General features: G+C 67.4%; 15 protein-coding genes and 1 tRNA gene. 5 read left to right on the plus strand and 11 right to left on the minus strand.

The window, feature by feature from the left end; translation table 11 throughout:
* Positions 1-11 precede the first annotated feature (11 nt).
* Together fabB and fabA are read right to left on the minus strand one after the other, a co-directional pair.
* Positions 12-1,238 carry a beta-ketoacyl-ACP synthase I gene (gene fabB / locus ACFPN9_RS13580; RefSeq protein WP_066719638.1) on the minus strand — a complete coding sequence of 409 codons (1,227 nt, stop codon included), beginning with the start codon at positions 1,236-1,238 and terminating at the stop codon, positions 12-14.
* Between the two features lie 178 nt (positions 1,239-1,416).
* Positions 1,417-1,929: a 3-hydroxyacyl-[acyl-carrier-protein] dehydratase FabA gene (gene fabA, locus ACFPN9_RS13585; protein ID WP_066719636.1), complete on the minus strand. Its 513-nt coding sequence runs from the start codon at positions 1,927-1,929 to the stop codon at positions 1,417-1,419.
* 210 nt (positions 1,930-2,139) lie between these two features.
* On the opposite strand from fabA, the gene irr reads away from it, so the two are divergent.
* Entirely contained in the window at positions 2,140-2,613 is a 474-nt protein-coding gene (gene irr / locus ACFPN9_RS13590; protein WP_067254039.1) for a Fur family transcriptional regulator Irr, read from the plus strand.
* Positions 2,614-2,626: 13 nt separating this feature from the next.
* Here irr and ACFPN9_RS13595 read toward each other — a convergent pair whose 3' ends face one another.
* Positions 2,627-3,175, minus strand: a complete 549-nt coding sequence (locus ACFPN9_RS13595; RefSeq protein ID WP_082735278.1) for an SH3 domain-containing protein — start codon at positions 3,173-3,175, stop codon at positions 2,627-2,629.
* Positions 3,176-3,358: 183 nt separating this feature from the next.
* On the opposite strand from ACFPN9_RS13595, the gene ACFPN9_RS13600 reads away from it, so the two are divergent.
* Positions 3,359-4,354: a 2-hydroxyacid dehydrogenase gene (locus tag ACFPN9_RS13600; RefSeq protein WP_066721219.1), complete on the plus strand. Its 996-nt coding sequence runs from the start codon at positions 3,359-3,361 to the stop codon at positions 4,352-4,354.
* 18 nt (positions 4,355-4,372) lie between these two features.
* On the opposite strand, the gene ACFPN9_RS13605 is transcribed toward ACFPN9_RS13600, so the two are convergent.
* On the minus strand, positions 4,373-5,065 hold the full coding sequence (locus ACFPN9_RS13605; RefSeq protein WP_245289501.1) for an HAD family hydrolase: 693 nt from the start codon (positions 5,063-5,065) through the stop codon (positions 4,373-4,375).
* Positions 5,062-6,072, minus strand: a complete 1,011-nt coding sequence (locus ACFPN9_RS13610) for a complex I NDUFA9 subunit family protein (RefSeq protein ID WP_066721215.1) — start codon at positions 6,070-6,072, stop codon at positions 5,062-5,064. The genes ACFPN9_RS13605 and ACFPN9_RS13610 overlap by 4 nt, the downstream gene beginning before the upstream one ends.
* 273 nt (positions 6,073-6,345) lie before the next feature.
* Between ACFPN9_RS13610 and ACFPN9_RS13615 the strand changes: the two genes are divergently transcribed.
* The 3 genes from ACFPN9_RS13615 to ACFPN9_RS13625 all read left to right on the plus strand — a co-directional run bounded on the left by ACFPN9_RS13615 (position 6,346) and on the right by ACFPN9_RS13625 (position 10,277).
* Positions 6,346-8,277 (plus strand): methyl-accepting chemotaxis protein, encoded by a 1,932-nt coding sequence (locus ACFPN9_RS13615; RefSeq protein ID WP_377817184.1) that lies wholly within the window; start codon positions 6,346-6,348, stop codon positions 8,275-8,277.
* A 91-nt stretch (positions 8,278-8,368) separates the two neighbouring features.
* Positions 8,369-8,455: transfer RNA gene (locus ACFPN9_RS13620), tRNA-Leu, on the plus strand.
* A 94-nt stretch (positions 8,456-8,549) separates the two neighbouring features.
* The gene (locus tag ACFPN9_RS13625) at positions 8,550-10,277 is read left to right on the plus strand and encodes a phage integrase N-terminal SAM-like domain-containing protein (protein WP_163006274.1); all 1,728 of its coding nucleotides are present in this window, start codon (positions 8,550-8,552) and stop codon (positions 10,275-10,277) included.
* Positions 10,278-10,462: 185 nt separating this feature from the next.
* On the opposite strand, the gene ACFPN9_RS13630 is transcribed toward ACFPN9_RS13625, so the two are convergent.
* The 6 genes from ACFPN9_RS13630 to ACFPN9_RS13655 all read right to left on the minus strand — a co-directional run.
* Positions 10,463-11,320, minus strand: a complete 858-nt coding sequence (locus ACFPN9_RS13630) for a hypothetical protein (RefSeq protein WP_163006273.1) — start codon at positions 11,318-11,320, stop codon at positions 10,463-10,465.
* Between the two features lie 49 nt (positions 11,321-11,369).
* A complete protein-coding gene (locus ACFPN9_RS13635) occupies positions 11,370-12,575 on the minus strand; it encodes an AAA family ATPase (protein ID WP_377817185.1) in 1,206 nt (401 codons plus the stop codon).
* 146 nt (positions 12,576-12,721) lie between these two features.
* Positions 12,722-13,714 (minus strand): hypothetical protein, encoded by a 993-nt coding sequence (locus ACFPN9_RS13640; protein WP_377817186.1) that lies wholly within the window; start codon positions 13,712-13,714, stop codon positions 12,722-12,724.
* Between the two features lie 113 nt (positions 13,715-13,827).
* Positions 13,828-14,766: a hypothetical protein gene (locus ACFPN9_RS13645; protein WP_067993486.1), complete on the minus strand. Its 939-nt coding sequence runs from the start codon at positions 14,764-14,766 to the stop codon at positions 13,828-13,830.
* Positions 14,767-14,863: 97 nt separating this feature from the next.
* On the minus strand, positions 14,864-16,270 hold the full coding sequence (locus ACFPN9_RS13650) for an exonuclease domain-containing protein (RefSeq protein ID WP_067993485.1): 1,407 nt from the start codon (positions 16,268-16,270) through the stop codon (positions 14,864-14,866).
* A 10-nt stretch (positions 16,271-16,280) separates the two neighbouring features.
* Positions 16,281-16,643, minus strand: a 363-nt coding sequence (locus ACFPN9_RS13655) for a hypothetical protein (RefSeq protein ID WP_377817187.1), incomplete at its 5' end; no start/stop codon positions are given.

Raw genomic sequence — 16,643 nt, forward strand, 5'->3', positions numbered from 1 at the left:
GATCGGTTCCCTCAGGCTTCGAGCTTCTTCATCACGATGGTGGCGTTGGTGCCGCCGAAGCCGAAGGAGTTCGAGAGCACGCAGCCGAGCCCGGCATTGTCGATGCGCTTGCGCACGATCGGCATGTCGGCGAAGGCCGGGTCGAGCTCGTCGATATGGGCGCTCTCGCAGATGAAGTCGTTGTTGAGCATCAGCAGCGAGTAGATCGCCTCCTGCACGCCGGTGGCGCCGAGCGAATGACCGGTCAGCGACTTGGTCGCGGAGATCGGCGGGCTCTTCTCGCCGGCGCCGAAGACCTCGCGGATCGCCTCGATCTCCTTGGCGTCGCCGACCGGGGTCGAGGTGCCGTGGGGGTTGATGTAGTCGACCTTCGCGTTGACGCCCTGCAGCGCCATCTTCATGCAGCGCACGGCGCCCTCGCCCGACGGAGCGACCATGTCGTAGCCGTCCGAGGTCGCGCCGTAGCCGACGATCTCGCCATAGATCCTCGCGCCGCGCGCCTTGGCGTGCTCGAGCTCTTCCAGCACGACGACGCCGGCGCCGCCCGCGATGACGAAGCCGTCGCGGTTGAGGTCATAGGCGCGCGAGGCGCGCGAGGCGGTGTCGTTATAGTCGGTCGACATGGCGCCCATCGCGTCGAACAGGACGGAGAGCGTCCAGTCCAGCTCCTCGCAGCCGCCGGCGAAGACGACGTCCTGCTTGCCCCACTGGATCAGCTCATAAGCGTTGCCAATGCAGTGGTTCGAGGTCGCGCAGGCCGAGGAGATCGAATAATTGACGCCCTTGATCTTGAACCAGGTCGCCAGCGTGGCAGAGGCGGTCGAGGACATGCCCTTGGGCACGGCGAAGGGACCGACCTTCTTCGATGAGCCGCTCTCGCGGGCCTTGTCATAGGCGTCGATCAGGGCGCGGGTCGAGGGACCGCCGGAGCCCATGACGATGCCCGTGCGCTCGTGGCTGATCTCTTTCTCCTCGAGACCGGCGTCGGCGATGGCCTGCTCCATCGCGACCTGGTTCCAGGCCGAACCGCCGCCGTGGAAGCGCATGGCGCGGCGGTCGAGGACGGTCGAGGGGTCGAGAGTCGGCACGCCGGCGACGCGGCTGCGGAAACCATGCTCCGCGAAATCCGGCATGAAGGAGATGCCGGATTTCGCCTCGTGCAGCGAGGCCAGCACTTCCTGCGTATTGTTGCCGATGGACGAGACGATGCCCATCCCGGTGACCACCACGCGTCTCATGCTCTCTATCTCCGGCTTTATCGCGCCTGTGCCGGACGGATCGGGGCCCGGCGCGCATTCGTCGATCCCGCGCACATGGACCGCGCGGCTGGCGCGCGCAAGGTCGCGGCGCGCTTTTCCCCCAAAGACGCTCCCGTCAATCACCGCGCCGGCGGGGTGACCCGCGCGATCGGGAAGTTCAGGCCGCCTCGGGCTTGAACAGGCCGACGCGCATGTCGCTGACCGTGTAGATGCGCTTGCCGTCGGCCTCCAGCCAGCCATCGGCGATGCCGAGCACGAGCTTGGACTTGAACACGCGCTTGAAATCGACGCCGTAGACGACCTGCTTGACGGATGGCAGAACCTGGTCGGCGAACTTGACCTCGCCGACGCCGAGCGCCCGCCCGCGGCCGGGCAGACCGAGCCAGCCGAGGAAGAAGCCCGTAAGCTGCCAGAGCGCGTCGAGGCCGAGGCAGCCCGGCATCACCGGATCGCCCTTGAAATGGCAATCGAAGAACCAGAGGTCCGGCTTGATGTCGAACTCGGCCCGGACGAGGCCCTTGCCGTGCTCGCCGCCTTCTTCCGAGATCTGGGTGATGCGGTCGAACATCAGCATGGGCGGCAGCGGCAGTTGCGCATTGCCCGGCCCGAACAGCTCCCCACGGCCACAGGCGAGGATCTCCTCGTAGCTGAAAGACGATTGCCGCTGCATATCCCGTGTCGCTCCATACCGGCCGCCTCCGGGCGACCCTCCGTCCGTGCCTAACACGCCGTCGCGCCCAAACGAAAGGGCGGATGGATCGCGCGCCCCAGCCGCCCCTCCGGCGTGGAGTGCTTGCGAGCCCGGCCGCGAAAGATTACATCCGTTCTCAACAAGCAGGTGGACATGCGTTCCATCTTCGAGGGAGCTTCGCCGGCGGCAATGAGCGATCTGATTTCCCAGGATGCGGGCTATGGATCGAGCGTTCGCAAGGGCTGCCCGTTTCATGACATCCGACAGCGGCTGCGCCGTGTCGGCCTGCGGCCGACGCGGCAGCGCGTTTCGCTGGGCTGGGTCCTGTTCGCCCGGGGCGATCGGCACATCAGTGCCGAGATGCTCTACGAAGAGGCGATGAAGGAGAAGATCCCGGTCTCGCTGGCGACGATCTACAACACGCTGCACCAGTTCACCCAGGCCGGACTCCTGCGCGAACTCGCGATCGACGGGGCCAAGACCTTCTTCGACACCGACAGCAGCGAGCATCATCACTTCGTCGTGGACGGCGAGAACACCGTCATCGACATCCCGGCCGAGGCGGTCGACGTCGCGGCCCTGCCGGAGCCGCCGGCGGGCTACGAGATCGCGCGTGTCGACGTGGTCGTGCGCCTGCGCAAGATCGAGGCGGCCGAGGGCTGAGGCGCCCCGCCGCTCAGTCGACCTTTTCGTTGGGATAGACGCCCCAGAGACGGTCCTGGCGCAGGAAACCCTGCGTGTCGCCGACGCTGATCCGGCACCAGCTGCCCGCGCAGGACAGGACGTTGGCGATCACGCCCGATTCCAGCCGCGCCACCACCGCCGCATTCTCCTCGGCCTCGCGCCGCAGCGGGAAGGTTTCGCCCTTGGTCTTGGACCATGGCGCGACGAGGGCCGTGCGGCGGCCCGAGAGCAGGCTGTGCAGCACCCAGCCTTCCGAGCCATCCGCATCGCGCACGCGCCGCCAGGTCTCGAATTCCGCGACGATCTCGACCGGCAGCCCGGCACGCTGATAGACCCAGCGGGTGCGGTGTTCCTTCGAGGGGCCCTCACGGAGATTGACCCGGTCGGTCTTGAGGCTGACATAGCGCGGCACCGGCAGGCCCGTGACCGACCCCGCCTGCATGTCCTGGGCGTTCGCCAGAGGGGCGGCCGCCATTGCCGCCAGCAAGACCAGCCCCGCCAGAACGCTCCGCCTCGCCGCCGCCATCCGTCCTGTCTCCATCCATTCGCCGGGCCCTGGGCCGGGGGACCCCCGGCGAAGGGTCATGTTGTCATCCGCCGTCACGCCACTTAGAGAACGGGCGAAGCCGAGCGTTCCGCCGCCTCATTCCTGAAGCCCCGCGGTTAATGGGGGGTTGAGGCCAAAAGGCGGCGGGAGACTGCGGCAGCGGAGGAGGAGGCGTCCATGTCGAAGAAGAAGCCGCTCGTCGTCGTCACCCGCAAGCTGCCCGCCGTGGTGGAAACGCGGATGCGCGAACTCTTCGACGCGCGCCTCAACATCGACGACACGCCGATGTCGCAGGCCGCCCTGGTCGAGGCGGTGAAGACGGCCGATGTTCTCGTGCCGACCGTGACCGACCGGATCGATGCGAAGGTGATCGCGCAGGCCGGTGACCAGTTGCGGCTGATCGCGAACTTCGGCAACGGCGTCGACAATATCGACGTCGCCAGCGCGGTCCAGCGCGGCATCACCGTGACGAACACGCCCGGCGTCCTGACCGACGACACCGCCGACATGACGATCGCCCTGATCCTCGCCGTCGCGCGGCGCATCGCCGAGGGTGCGCGCGTCATCCCCGACGACGACTGGGCCGGCTGGTCGCCGACTTGGATGCTGGGGCGGCGCATCACGGGTAAGCGGCTCGGCATCGTCGGCATGGGCCGGATCGGCCAGGCCGTCGCGCGGCGCGCGGCCGCCTTCGGGCTCTCGATCCATTACCACAACCGCCGGAGGCTGGATTCCCGCATCGAGGAGAAGCTCGACGCGACCTATTGGGATTCGCTCGACCAGATGCTGGCGCGCATGGACATCGTCTCGGTGAACTGCCCGCATACGCCGGCGACCTATCACCTGCTGTCGGCCCGCCGGCTCAAGCTGCTGAAGCCGGACGCGATCCTGGTCAACACGGCCCGCGGCGAGATCGTCGACGAGACGGCGCTGGCGCGGATGCTGGAGGCGGGCGAACTGGCCGGGGCCGGTCTCGACGTCTATGAGAGCGAGCCGGCCGTCAATCCGCGGCTGCTGAAGCTCGCCCGCCAGCACCGCGTCGTGGTGCTGCCGCATATGGGCTCCGCGACCCATGAGGGCCGCGCCGATATGGGCGAGAAGGTCATCGTCAACATCAAGACCTTCATGGACGGTCACAAGCCGCCGGACCGCGTGCTGCCCAGCATGCTCTGACGGCGGCAGCCGGGCTGCTCAGGCGCGCAGCCCCGCCACCAGCCGAGGCCATTGCGCGAAATCGTCGATCACCGCGAAAGCGCCGGCTTCGGCCAGGCGCCGGGCGCTGCGCGCCTTGTCATGGGCGACGCCGGTGAAGCCAACGACGCGCATGCCCGCCGCCAGCGCGGCCCGCACGCCCGGCACCGAATCCTCGATCACCAGACAGGCCTCCGGCGCCGCCGCCATGCTCGCCGCGGCGTGCAGGAACACGTCGGGATGCGGCTTGCCGCGTGCCACCTGCGAGGCCGAGAAGATGTGCGGATCGAACAGTTCGATCAGCCCGGTGATGGCGAGGTTGCGCCGCAGCGGCGCGAGACTGGTCGAGGAGGCGACGCAGCGACGGCCGCCGATGGCCGTCACGGCCTCGCGCACGCCGGGCAGCGCGCGCAGTTCGCTCTCGAGACGCAGCGCCACCGCATCCTCGATCGTCTGTTCGAAGTCACCGGGCAGCGGGCGACCATGCGCCGCCTCGATGATCTTGATGCCCTCGGACCAGGGGATGCCGACGATGCTGTCGACATAGTGGTCGAGCGTCCAGCTGGTCAGGCCGAGCGCATGGCAGGCGGCGAGACTGACCTCCCCATAGAGCGTCTCGGTGTCGATCAGCGTGCCGTCGCAGTCGTAGATGACGAGATCGGGCATGCCGGCCGGCCGTCCGGCAGTGCTCACTCAGCCCGCGCCGTGTCGAACTGCCCGGTCTTGCGGAAGCGCCAGAGATAGGAGGGAACGATCGCCTCGACCGAGACGGGAGCGATGCCGAGCCCTTCGAAGCTGCGCCCCTCGGCGACGGCAGCCGCCGAGACGACATTGTCGCTCTCCAGCAGCGTCACCTGATCGCGAGTCAGCTTGATCGCATCCGGAAGCAGGCCGAGCGTCAGCGTGTCGAGGATTTCGAAGACGCCCGCCTGGATGCGGGCCAATGGGAAGGGCAGCGGCAGCAGCAGGCGCTTGCGGTCGATAACCTCGCAAATATAGGCGAGGAGTTCGCGGAAGCTCTTCACCTCCGCCCCCCCGAGTTCGTAGATCCGACCACCGGTCACGACACCATCAACGCCGCGCGCCACAGCCTCTGCGACGTCGCCGACGAAGACGGGCTGGAAGCGGGTGTCGCCGCCGCCGACGAGGGGCAGCGCCGGGAGCATCCGGGCCAGCGCGGCGAAGCGATTGAAGAACCCGTCTTCCGGACCGAAGACGATCGAGGGCCGCAGGATCACGGCGCCCGGCACCGCCGCCAGCACCGCGGCCTCGCCTTCGGCCTTGCTGCGGGCATAGAGCGACTTGGAGCCCGCGTCAGCGCCAATGGCCGAGATATGAACCAGCCGGGCGATGCCGGCCGCCGCGCAGGCCTGCGCGATCACCCGGGCGCCGTTCGCCTGGACCGCGGCGAAGTTCTGGCGGCCGCCTTCCTGAAGGATGCCGACGAGATTGACGACGGCGGATGCCCCCTTCACCGCTGCGGCGACGGAGTCGGGATAGCGCAGATTGGCCTGGACCGCGTGAATCTGACCGACCATGCCGAGCGGCTGCAGGAATCCCGCGAGATCCGGCCGCCGCACCGCGACGCGGACGCGATAGCCGCGCTTGACCAGCGCGCGCACGACATGGCGGCCGACGAAGCCGGAGCCCCCGAAGACCGTCACGAGTTGCTGGCTCGGAAGGGATAGATCGTTCGCCATCGTCGGCTGGCCTCATGCGCGCGGAGTTGCATGGCTCCTAATGCATTTCACCCCCGTCTGGAAAGGTGCTTGCGCGGCGGACCGGTGTCGTCGGGGAAGATGGCGAATTGCCGCCGGATCAGGCAGCGACGCCCGCAATTGAGGCATTCACGCCCGCGACAACAGCCCGTTAAGACTGATGTTCTTGCGAAGTTTTGCCTGTACTTAACCTGCCCTTCAATTTTCAGCCGTAAACTGCGCGACATCTTCCCAAACGTCAGGTCGAGGTTGGTCGTGGCATCCATTCGCAACAAGATTCTCGGTCTGATCGGCATCGTCGCAGCCGGCGCCGCCATCGCCCTCGTCTTCGCGCTGGTCGCGCTGTCCGGCATCGAAGGCATGGGGCAGCGGGTTTCACGCCAGAACGACGTCGCGCTCGCGACCGAGCGGCTCAATGTCGCGGTCAACCAGCTCAGCGAGGATTCGCGTCTGGCTTACATGTCGCGCAACCCCAACGAAGCGAAGAACGCCGCCGCTGCGATCGAGAAGGGACTCACCCAGCTCAACGAGCGGCTGCGGCTGTTCACCGCGATCGTCCCCGCCGATGAAAAGGGGCGGGCCGACAAGATCGCGCAGCTGGTCGCCGAATTCGCCGGGATCCGCGCCGAGACGGCCAAGCTCGCGCAGGAGGTTTCGGGCCGGGCCGCCGATGCCTGGGGCAACAGCGAGGCGAGCCGTCGCAATCGAACGGCCCTGATCGAGGAACTCGCCGGTTTCAGCCGGCTGAACGAGCAGGCCGGCGATGCCATCGAGGCGGAATCCTCCGCCTATGGCGCCCGCATGCGGGTTCTGATCCCGCTGACGCTGCTGGTCCTTCTGGGCATTTCGGTCGCGGCGGCCATCGCCTTGTCGCGACGCGCCATCGTCAAGCCGCTGCTCGATCTTGGCGCCGTGATGGATCGGCTGATCGCGGGCGACACCGCCATCGACGTTCCGCATGCGCAGCGGCGCGACGAGATCGGCGCCATGGCGCGCTCAGTCTCCGTGCTGCGCGAAACCAGCGAGAAGGTCGCAGTCCTGCAGCAGCAGGAGCAAGCCGCAGCCGCGGCACGTCTGGCGCGGGCGCAGTCGATGGAAGCGGTGGTGTCCGATGTCGGCGAGGTGGTCGCCGCTGCGGCCGCCGGCGATTTCTCGGCGCGGCTGCAGATCGACCAGGCCGACGAGCAGATGCAGAAGCTCGTCGCGGGCATCAACGAGATCAATGCGGTGGTCGATTCGGCCACGAGCGAGTTCGCCCGGACCCTGTCGGCGGTCGCGAGCGGCGACCTGACGGTACGGGTCGATGCGGCCTATCGCGGCCGCTTCGCCGATCTGAAGGGCGCGATCAACGACACGGTCGACCGCCTCTCCGCGACGCTGCGCACCATCCAGGTCACCTCGGCGGATGTCGGGCTCGCCGCGCGCGAGATCAATATGGGCGCCGACGATCTGTCCAAGCGCACCGAGGAGCAGGCCTCGAGCCTGGAGGAGACCGCGGCGACGACGGAGCAGCTGGCGGCCTCCGTCAAGGCGACCGCCCAGGCCTCGCGCCAGGCGGCCGCGATCGCGACGGAGGCGATGGGGGCGGCGCAGAACGGCGGCTCGATCGCCGGCCAGGCGGTCGACGCGATGGCGCGCATCGAGAGCGCCTCGCAGAAGATCTCGGACATCATCCGCGTGATCGACGACATCGCCTTCCAGACCAATCTGCTGGCGCAGAATGCCGCGGTCGAAGCCGCTCGCGCCGGCGATGCCGGCAAGGGCTTCGCCGTCGTGGCCTCGGAGGTTCGGACCCTCGCCCAGCGCTCGGGCGCCGCGGCGAAGGACATCTCGGCGCTGATCTCCTCCTCGAACACCGAGGTCGGCGAAGGCGTGAAGCTGGTGCGGCAGGCCGGCGAGGCGCTGGAGCAGATTCTCGGCGCCTCCCAGAAGGTCGCCGCGACCATCGCGGAGATCTCGGCGGCATCCGGCGAGCAGGCGAGCGGCGTCGACGAGATGAGCCAGGCGGTCGCCCATCTCGACGAGATGACCCAGCAGAACGCGGCGCTGTCCGAGCAGAGCGCGGCCTCGGCCGGCTCCCTCGCCAGCAAGATCGGCCAGCTCAACGACCTCGTCGCCGCGTTCCGCACAGGGTCCGAGGGCGGGGCTGTCGCGCCCCCGGCCGCCGTGCAGCGCCGCGCCGCCTGAGCGACCCGTCACATGAATTTTGCACGATTGCCAACAAATCGCTGCGGGGCCGTTGACAGCCCCGCAGCGCGTCCGTAAACGAACCGCCGTTGCCCAGGTGGCGGAATTGGTAGACGCACCAGCTTCAGGTGCTGGCGCTCGCAAGGGCGTGGAGGTTCGAGTCCTCTCCTGGGCACCACTTTTCTTCCTGTTTGATCGCAGGGAGTTAAGTGAAAACGAGGGTTTCCGTGAGATTCACTCTCACTCAGGAAGCTCACTCAATGGCTCTACGTATGGCCAGACCGATCAAGCGGGGATCCAGCGCCAACTGGCTCCTCAAAGTGCGTGTTCCCTCGGAAATCGCCGATAAGGCACGTGGACACGTCGTCCTGCCCATCGCGGGCAAGCGAACGCCTGTTGCGATCAGCGCCGGCTACGTCGAAGTCAGCCTCCGCACCTCCGACCCCGATGAGGCGGCCCGGCGGTACGCGGAAGCCCATGAGGCCCTGCTCCGGCACTGGAAGGCGATCAAGGACGGTCCGACATCGCTCTCGAAGCGTCAGGTGGTCGCGCTGTCGGCCGATGCGTACCGTGAACGAATCAGCGAGATCGACGATCCCTCGGCCGTGACCTCGCGCGAGGCGATGAACGCCCAGTTCGACCGGTTTCTCGCAGAATACCCCCATCTCAGTCCCGACGATCAACAGACAGCCCTCGTAGGCTGGCTGGAAAGCCTTCTTGATGAACAGGGGGCGGATTTCATCGCGATCCTGGCAGCCGTGGTTCCGGGCGTCTTTTCGGCTGAGAAGGAAGCGATGGCTCTGGAGAGCCGCTACGGCGCCCGCGTCGATGCTGCCTTGGCGCTCAAGGGCGTTCAGTCCGACGACGTCAGCCGCCCTCACCTCCTATGGGAGTTCCGTCGAGCGGAGTTGGCCGGCAGCAAGGCGCTTGGTCGCATGCTCGAGGGCGATTTCAGCGACGAAGAGAAGCCGGCCTACTTTCCGCCCTTTGAGCCCCCTCAGCCTCCGCTGGCGGCGTCATCTGCCACGCTGCCACCAGCCTCCCGTTGTGATGGAGCCATGAGCATCGCGCAGCTCTTCGAGGCGATGCGCGAAGCGATGCTGGAGTTCGTCAAGCCCTCGACGCTGCGTCGCTACCAGTCGACGATCGAGAAGCTCTCTGCGTTCACCGACCATGCCGACTTTCGCTCGCTGACCAAAGATCGTGTCAACGCTTGGATCAAGCACCGAACGACCCAGGAAGGCATCAGCAAAAAGACGGTCAGGAACAACGACCTCGTCGCCGTCCAGTCGGTGTTGAACTTCGCGATGACGGAGGAAGGCGGCGCGCGGATCAAGGAAAATCCGATCCACGGCCTCAAGATCAAACTGCCCAGGGCCGCGAAGACGAAGCACGAGAGACGCTTCCATGATGCCGAAATCGTTTCGATCCTCACGGCCGCAAACGCGGTCGAGATGGGAGGGCGATATCCAAAATCCGCCGCGGGCAACCGCTGGACGCCTTGGCTCGCGGCTTATTCGGGTGCTCGCATCCAAGAACTCGTCAGCCTCGAGGCGGAGCATATCCGCAAGGAGGGCAGCACGTGGGTGATGGATCTCTTCAAGACCAAGACGGACGAGGACCGAACCGTTCCGATTCACGAGCACGTCATCGAAATCGGCTTTCTCGACTACGTCCGCAGCGTCGGCAAAGGGCCCCTCTTCATTGATCCGCCCGAGGTGTCTGGTCGCACCGATAGCGCATCGCGAGATGCCTCCGAGGTTCGGGCTTCAGGCGTCGCCGTCTTCATCCGCGCCAAGGCCACCCTACGGAAAGAGGTCGATCCAAACCACGGATGGCGCGGTACCTGGAAGTCGATCGCAGCGAGCTTCGGTATCGAGGAACGATACCGTGACGCGATCACCGGGCACACGCCGGGATCGGTCGGACGCAAGTACGAAAGACCGACCACCGCCGAGTTGGCCAAGGCGATGAAGAGGTTCCGCCGCTACGCCCTATAGTCCAGTCATGATGGCGTCGGCCGCTCGTGTCGTTGGCGGACGACGGATCGCATCACGGGGCGGCGCCACGCGCCGTCCCCGAATGAGCGAAAGCCCGGTTCATTCCCTAGGAAAGCCGACCGCGTCCCAGCGTGGCGGGCCCGTTGCAGGCCACCTCGCAAAAGGCTCTTGACGGACTTGAGCCTTCAGAAGTCCCCTTCCTTCTCGATGCCCTGTCCGCGGGACAGAAAGCTCACATTCGCGACGGCAGTCCCGAGCGTGACGTGCCGATGGATGATGACCTCGATGATCCTGATCAGGCGATCGACATCGTCGGTCTTCGGCCGGAAGAAGTAGATTTCGTTTGCGACCGAGCGGCGCCAGGTCGCGTTGAAGCCGTAGGCCGAGTAGCGCCGCAGCGTTCGGCGGTCGATATCGGCCATCTTGCAATGGGCGATGCCGTCAGGCGATTCGAGCCAGGCGCCGAGCGAGCAGCCCTGCATCAGGTCGTGCATGCGCTTCTCGAATTCCTCGCTGCCGAGGTTGTGGGGCAGGCGCACGGACAGGCCACGCTTCTGAACCGTCACCGGCGATCCTTCGAGCGGCTTGCCGACCGGAAGCAGGACTTGGAAGGTCCACGTGTTGAAGCCGAGCTCGCTGCACAGATGGCCCTCTTCGGTCATTGTGAGCGCGCCATAGCGGTCGAGATTCAGCTCCCGTAGCCGTTCCGTTGGGTCCGATTGTGTCGTCGCCGACAGCTTGTGCAGGGGAGCATTCAGCCGCCGGGCGATCCCGGCCAGGCCCTGCGCCGCGGGGTTGTGCGGGTGGTAGCCGCACCCAGCCGCGTAGGCGAAGGTAAGGAAGCCTGGCCGGTAACGCGAGAGGAACGCGTCTGTCAGGAACGCATCGGCGGGCAGCGGAAGAAGCTTCGTGCCGCAGATGCGCGGCCACTGCGTCGGGTACCAGCGCCGGACAGCGCCGGCCGAGCCTTCGGGCAGGAGCGCGCTGCCGATCTCTCGCTTCGCGTGCGGCTTCCCGCTGGTGTCGTCGGTCTTGGTCGTCATGATCTGATCCATCCGTCTGGGGCTTCCCGGGGGCATTCCCGATCTCACCTCACTCCCGATCTGCTTCTGTCTCTTTCCTCGGGCGGATGAATCCGATCGATGGACCGGCGGCTTGCGCCGATGCGAGGGCATCAGCCGCCGCCACGTCGGCGGGGACGAGCGCGTCGCGGCCTTGGGCAGCGGCAAAGCCCAGCGCCAGGCGCAGGACGCGCGCGATCCGGCGTGGATGATGTCTGGCAAGCGCCGCCATCACCGTGTCGCCCGGCATGGGCAGACCGAGCGGCGTGATGATCTTGGCTGCGATCTGCCGCGTGAGCGCGAGCAGGTCGGCGCCCGTCGGCGAGACGATCCGAACGATCAGGAACCGATCCCGGATGAAGTCCGGCAGCACGGAGACGTCGTTTGCGGTCGCAACGATGCAGGCGCGCGAAACGTCGAACCGGACCCGCAGGTACTCGTCGAGCAGGGCCTCGGCATTCTCGCTCTCGAGCACGTTCAGCAGGATGTTGTAGGGCTGCTCGTCGCGATGCGTCACGAACTTGTCGATCTCGTCGAGCAGCACGACCGGGTTCGCCGAGCCTGAGGTGACGATCGCCTCGGTCAGCAGGCCCATCCTTGCGCCGCGCCAGGACGTCGGGTGACCGGTGATCAGCTGCATGGCGTCGGAGTTGGTGGCGCAGGACCACGCGTGCGTGGGGACGCCGAGCACCGCTGCGAGCGATTTCGCGAAGTGCGTCTTGCCGATGCCTGGTGGACCGGCAAGCAGCAGAGGCGGCAGGCTCAGCGGCGTGCCGGTCATGATCGACAAGGCGACCGCCCGATCGACGAGGGCGGTCACGGCGACGAAGCCGGGACAGCGGGCTGTCAGCTCGCTCAGCTGCTCGCGCATCGGGACGGTGCCGAAGAGCACCGGCTTCCTCGCGCTCTGCCTGGAGAGCCAGCGCAGCTTCTCAAAACGTGTCGTGTCCTCGCTGGACAGATGCGCGGTTTCGTCATCGTCTCCGGCTGCAAGGAGCCGCATTTGCTCGTAGACGTCGCCGGGATCGAAGATCTGCGCGCTATGGCGCCTCCAGATGGCGTCTAAGGTGACACCGCACGGGTCATCGCCGAGTTCGACGCCGCCGATGCGGTCAGCCGAGCCAGGCCTTGTGAGGAGTCGATCGGCGCGCAGCTGGGCCGGGTCGTCCGGCGAAGCTGCGGCGTGGGCATGGTCTTGAGCGGTTCCAGCCCGTTCATCGTCGGCGGATTGGGTCATCATCGCGTTCCGCGGTTCCGCGAGACATTCTGCCTTCCGCGGGGTCGGCCATCCCGGCCTTCCGCCCACGCCCGTCCCAAGATGAAAGGCGGCGCCGGGTGGCGCCGCCTCGCACTGGCCTGATCGATGTCGATGACGCGCAGCGGTCAGACGATCTCGATCCAGTCGGGTGTGAACAGCGCGGGCTCGCTCAGTCCAAGCCGACGGTGAACCCAGATCGCCTCGTCGACGATGTGCCGCACGGCCGCCTGCTGGTGCAGGGGATCGGGGCGGCAAGCGCGATCGTTGATGATCCGCGCGACGTCACGCTTCACATCAAGGTCGGCCTTCGAGCGCGCCGGCCAGACCATGGCCTGGCACGCGGTGAGATAGGCCAGGATCTGGGCACCCTCGGCGGCGAGCCGCAGTTCGCGGCTCTTGCCGTCCTCATTGGCACGGGCGAGGTCGAACAGCCGCTCAGCGGTCGCCAGCATCCGGACGATCCGGTCTCGCAAGCCGCCGAAGTCGGGACCGCTGCGCGCGAATGCGATCCAGCTCTCCGGTGCGATGGTGAGAACCGGTTGACCGCCGCGCAGCGGCAGGAGGTCGCGCAGATCGTAGCGTAGGCGCGGCCAGGCCGCGAGGTTGCGGTCGTCGAGCGAGGGCGCGGGCGGCGCCGGCGGAACGGTCAGTTCGCCGACATGGAACGCGGCCCGCATCACACGGATCCGACGCGCCGTCGCGGGCTCGAGCGCCGCAATGTAGTCTGCCTCCTGGTCGGTGCCGAACGGCCCCCGCGCGTGCGCGAGGGCGAGCTTTGCATCGACCTCGTCCAGGCTGTCGGCCGGCCAGACGCAGACCAGGCTGTCGAAGAGGAGCGCTGCGAGTCCGAGACCGGCTGCGACCGTGCTCGCCTGCGGGTGCCGATCGACGGCATAGGCGACGCGATGCGCCTCGTTGTTGAACTGCCGCGACATCCGCGCCGCCTCCTTGAGGTCGGGCCGGCTCTGCCGGAAGGCGATGAGGTCGCCGAGCGCCGGGTCATCGCCGAGGCCCGAGGTCAGCGCCTCGATCGGGTCGGGGAAGCTCTCCCCCTCGCGAAGCGCGAGGGTGGTGTTCTGGGGCGGCGGCAGCCTGCCCTGATCGTCATTCTTGGACATGATGTGTTTTTCCGTGGGTGACAGCCATCTCGACTGCATCCCTTCCCCCCTCTCTGGAATCACGAAGGGGCGCCCGCGGGGACGCCCCTTCTTCTCCTGCAGGCTCTTGGACTTCAGCGGGCGCGCAGGGCCGCTGAGATCGTGCGAGCCGTCCTGCCGAGCTCGCCGATGACCGCGCCCGTCATCGCCGCGAAGGCGACGATGCTGCGCAGCCTCGGCTCGGGGAGGCGCGAGGCGAGAGCCCGCGCACGATCCTTGGCCGCGGCCCCGTCATCGACGAGGTCGGCGTAGAGGCAAGCGCGTGCGAGGTCGCAGGTCGCCAGCAGGGCGGCCCCGTGCCGGGCTCGTTCGAGCCGCTCCAGGGCCTCAGGCCCGATATCGCCGTCGGCGATCTCACGTGCGTGGCGTTCCACATCATCGAGCTGGAGCGCGGCTCGCTCGACCAGCGCCGCGACCCGCGGCAGATCCCGCATGAAGGCGGTCAGGCTCAGACCCTGCTCGAGAGCGAGCATGGCGGGCTCGCCCGGCCGCGCGTTCCTCACCGAGGACGGGACAGCGCTCGCCAGCACGAAGGTCCTGCGCTGGCGCTCGCCGATGGTGATCGGCAAGGGGCCGATCTCGAAGGCGAGCGCCGCAGCCTCGACCATGGCGGGATCGCCGGTCAGGCGGAGCTTGGAGTCGACGCTGTCGGCGATGAACGCGCGCGCCAACACATCCTCACCGGTTCGCGGCGGCATGATCGCCAGCGCGATGACGCTGGCCGAGTTGAGGAGCGTCAGCGCCGTCAGCATGTCGAGGCAGGCGGCGACCTGCGGTTGGGGCGAGGTCGCGGCCAGCGCGAGGAAGCGCTCGGTCTCTTCCGCGAAGCCGAGCGCACGGCCGGCCGTGGCGCTGACGAGGAAGCGCTCGCCGGCGAAGGCGGCATAAGCCGTGTCGCGATCGCCGGAGAGGGGAAGCCTGCGCGCGATCCCGTCGAGATCGTCGGTGACGGGGCGGATCGTCGCTTCGAGGTCGATGTCCTCAAGCGAGGTGGTCGGGATGGTGGTCTTCATGTCGGATCCAGAAGTTTTTGGGGGTTACTGCCTCGTGGCAGCGCCTCTCCGCTTCCTTCCGGAATGGCCGGCGCTTCGGGCGCCGGCCTCTTACCCTTCACGCCGCCATCTGCTGGCGGTCGCTGCGCTCGCGCAGCCAGCGCTCGATCGCATCGAGATGGGCATGGCGATCCGCATCCTGCGCATCGAGCGAGGAACGCAGTTCCGCCACCTCCCTGATCGCCTTAGGCAAGGTTAGCCAAGGAACGTCCGTCTCCGTCGTCAGGCGCTCGCGCAGCCAGTCGCGGCCCTTGCGCCAGGCTTCCGGCGCGAGGCACTCAGGCGCCTCCAGGAACATTTGCCTGTTGGCGAAGGCCTGGAGCCGGACGTCGCCTAGGTGCTTGACCAGGGCGCCACGCTGATCCCAGGGCAGCTCATGCCAGCGCGCGCAGATGCGCATGTCGGCATCCGAGAGGAAGCCCCCGGAATAGAGCGTCGCCTCCGGATATGGCAATGGCTCCCGATCGGCGAAGCGGTTCTTCAGCGCCTCGGTGAGATGGCGCTGGAAGGTCGGATGCCGACGCACCTGGCGAGCGCGGTCGTTGTAGACCGCGTCATCGAGCCGATCGGCCGGCAAGGCGTGCTGGGCATCCTCCCAGGCCAGCACGATCGGCTGGGCATTCGTCTTGACCATCCGCACCGGCCTTGCGCCCGACCGCGTCAGCAGGCCGGCGACGTCCTCGGCGGAGCCGTCGAGATAACTTGCAGGGTCGATCGAAAGATCGAGCGCGGCCCAGGACGTCGCGTTATTGGGGTTGGCCATGACACCGACCGCGGGCACCAGTGCCGACTGGCCGCCGAGGCAGATGAGGTCACCGCGGGAGAGGAGACGGATCGGTCCCGACTTGTGCGCGTTGGCAAGCATCAGCTCGACGCTGCGCGGGGCGCGCTCGCGCAGCAGCCGAAACAGCGCCAACGTGGCGCGGGCATCGAACAGCGCATCATGCGCCTCGTCCTCAGTGAGGGCGATCCCATTGGCGCGGCAAACCGCGCCGAGCTTAAGCGAGCGCTTGCCGTTGCCGTCGACGGGAACCGTGATCGCGCCCGGCTCGATCAGGATCGACGCGCGAAGCATGACAAGGGTATCGGCCCGCTTCAGCCCGGTGGACTGCGTGGCATAGGGCGGCAACAGATGGGTGAGGAAGTTGTGGCGGAGGACCTCCTCGTCGTAGCGCAGCACATTGTGGCCCAGAATCGTCGCAGGCGCCCACGCCCGCAGCGCCCGGCCGATCTGGCCGAGCAGCTCGAGGCTCGACATCGGCGCCTGATCCAACTGGTCCGGGCGAATACCCGTGGTCAGCAAGGCGCCCGGCGACGGCACGATGTAAGCCGGCAGACGACACCTCAACGAGAGCTCGCTGAGCGGGCGCAGCTCGTCATCGACGTGAATGAGGGCGGCCTGGAGCGGCACGTTCCAGGCCGGATCGAGACCGCTCGTCTCGAGATCGTACACGATGAAGGGCATCGGCGTGCTCCTACTGCACGCCGCCGGAGCCAGTCGCGACCGGCTCCTTGCGCAGCTTGATGCCGAGCGCGCTCGCGTCGGCGTGCATGGCGATCTCCACCATGTAAGCCGTGCGCGAACGTTCCATCTCGCCCGGCAGGAAGTTCATCGTCTCGTAGATCTGGATCTTCTGCTCGAGTTCCTGCTCGTTGCGCGCCGGCGCCTCGGCGATCAGCAGCGCGAAGCTCCGCGCCGTCGCGCGCGCGCCCTCCGCCAGCTGTCGGCCGTTCAGGTTGCCCTGGACGCCCTTCTGTTTGTCAAGCAGCGATACGTGTCGCGTTGATTTCCTTCTGGCGCTGCATGATGAGGGCGAAGACCTCGCGAGCAAGGTAGC

The sequence above is a fragment of the Allobosea massiliensis genome, from assembly GCF_042655245.1.
Lineage (GTDB): Bacteria > Pseudomonadota > Alphaproteobacteria > Rhizobiales > Beijerinckiaceae > Allobosea > Allobosea massiliensis.

Excerpts from the sequence above, each read along its gene's own strand:
- ACFPN9_RS13600 (WP_066721219.1), top strand. The coding sequence starts at position 3,359 with ATGTCGAAGAAGAAGCCGCTCGTCGTCGTCACCCGCAAGCTGCCCGCC.
- ACFPN9_RS13610 (WP_066721215.1), bottom strand. The coding sequence starts at position 6,072 with ATGGCGAACGATCTATCCCTTCCGAGCCAGCAACTCGTGACGGTCTTC.
- ACFPN9_RS13640 (WP_377817186.1), bottom strand. The coding sequence starts at position 13,714 with ATGTCCAAGAATGACGATCAGGGCAGGCTGCCGCCGCCCCAGAACACC.
- fabA (WP_066719636.1), bottom strand. The coding sequence starts at position 1,929 with ATGCAGCGGCAATCGTCTTTCAGCTACGAGGAGATCCTCGCCTGTGGC.
- ACFPN9_RS13630 (WP_163006273.1), bottom strand. The coding sequence starts at position 11,320 with ATGACGACCAAGACCGACGACACCAGCGGGAAGCCGCACGCGAAGCGA.
- ACFPN9_RS13650 (WP_067993485.1), bottom strand. The coding sequence starts at position 16,270 with ATGCCCTTCATCGTGTACGATCTCGAGACGAGCGGTCTCGATCCGGCC.
- ACFPN9_RS13595 (WP_082735278.1), bottom strand. The coding sequence starts at position 3,175 with ATGGAGACAGGACGGATGGCGGCGGCGAGGCGGAGCGTTCTGGCGGGG.
- ACFPN9_RS13625 (WP_163006274.1), top strand. The coding sequence starts at position 8,550 with ATGGCCAGACCGATCAAGCGGGGATCCAGCGCCAACTGGCTCCTCAAA.
- irr (WP_067254039.1), top strand. The coding sequence starts at position 2,140 with ATGAGCGATCTGATTTCCCAGGATGCGGGCTATGGATCGAGCGTTCGC.
- ACFPN9_RS13635 (WP_377817185.1), bottom strand. The coding sequence starts at position 12,575 with ATGACCCAATCCGCCGACGATGAACGGGCTGGAACCGCTCAAGACCAT.
- ACFPN9_RS13645 (WP_067993486.1), bottom strand. The coding sequence starts at position 14,766 with ATGAAGACCACCATCCCGACCACCTCGCTTGAGGACATCGACCTCGAA.
- fabB (WP_066719638.1), bottom strand. The coding sequence starts at position 1,238 with ATGAGACGCGTGGTGGTCACCGGGATGGGCATCGTCTCGTCCATCGGC.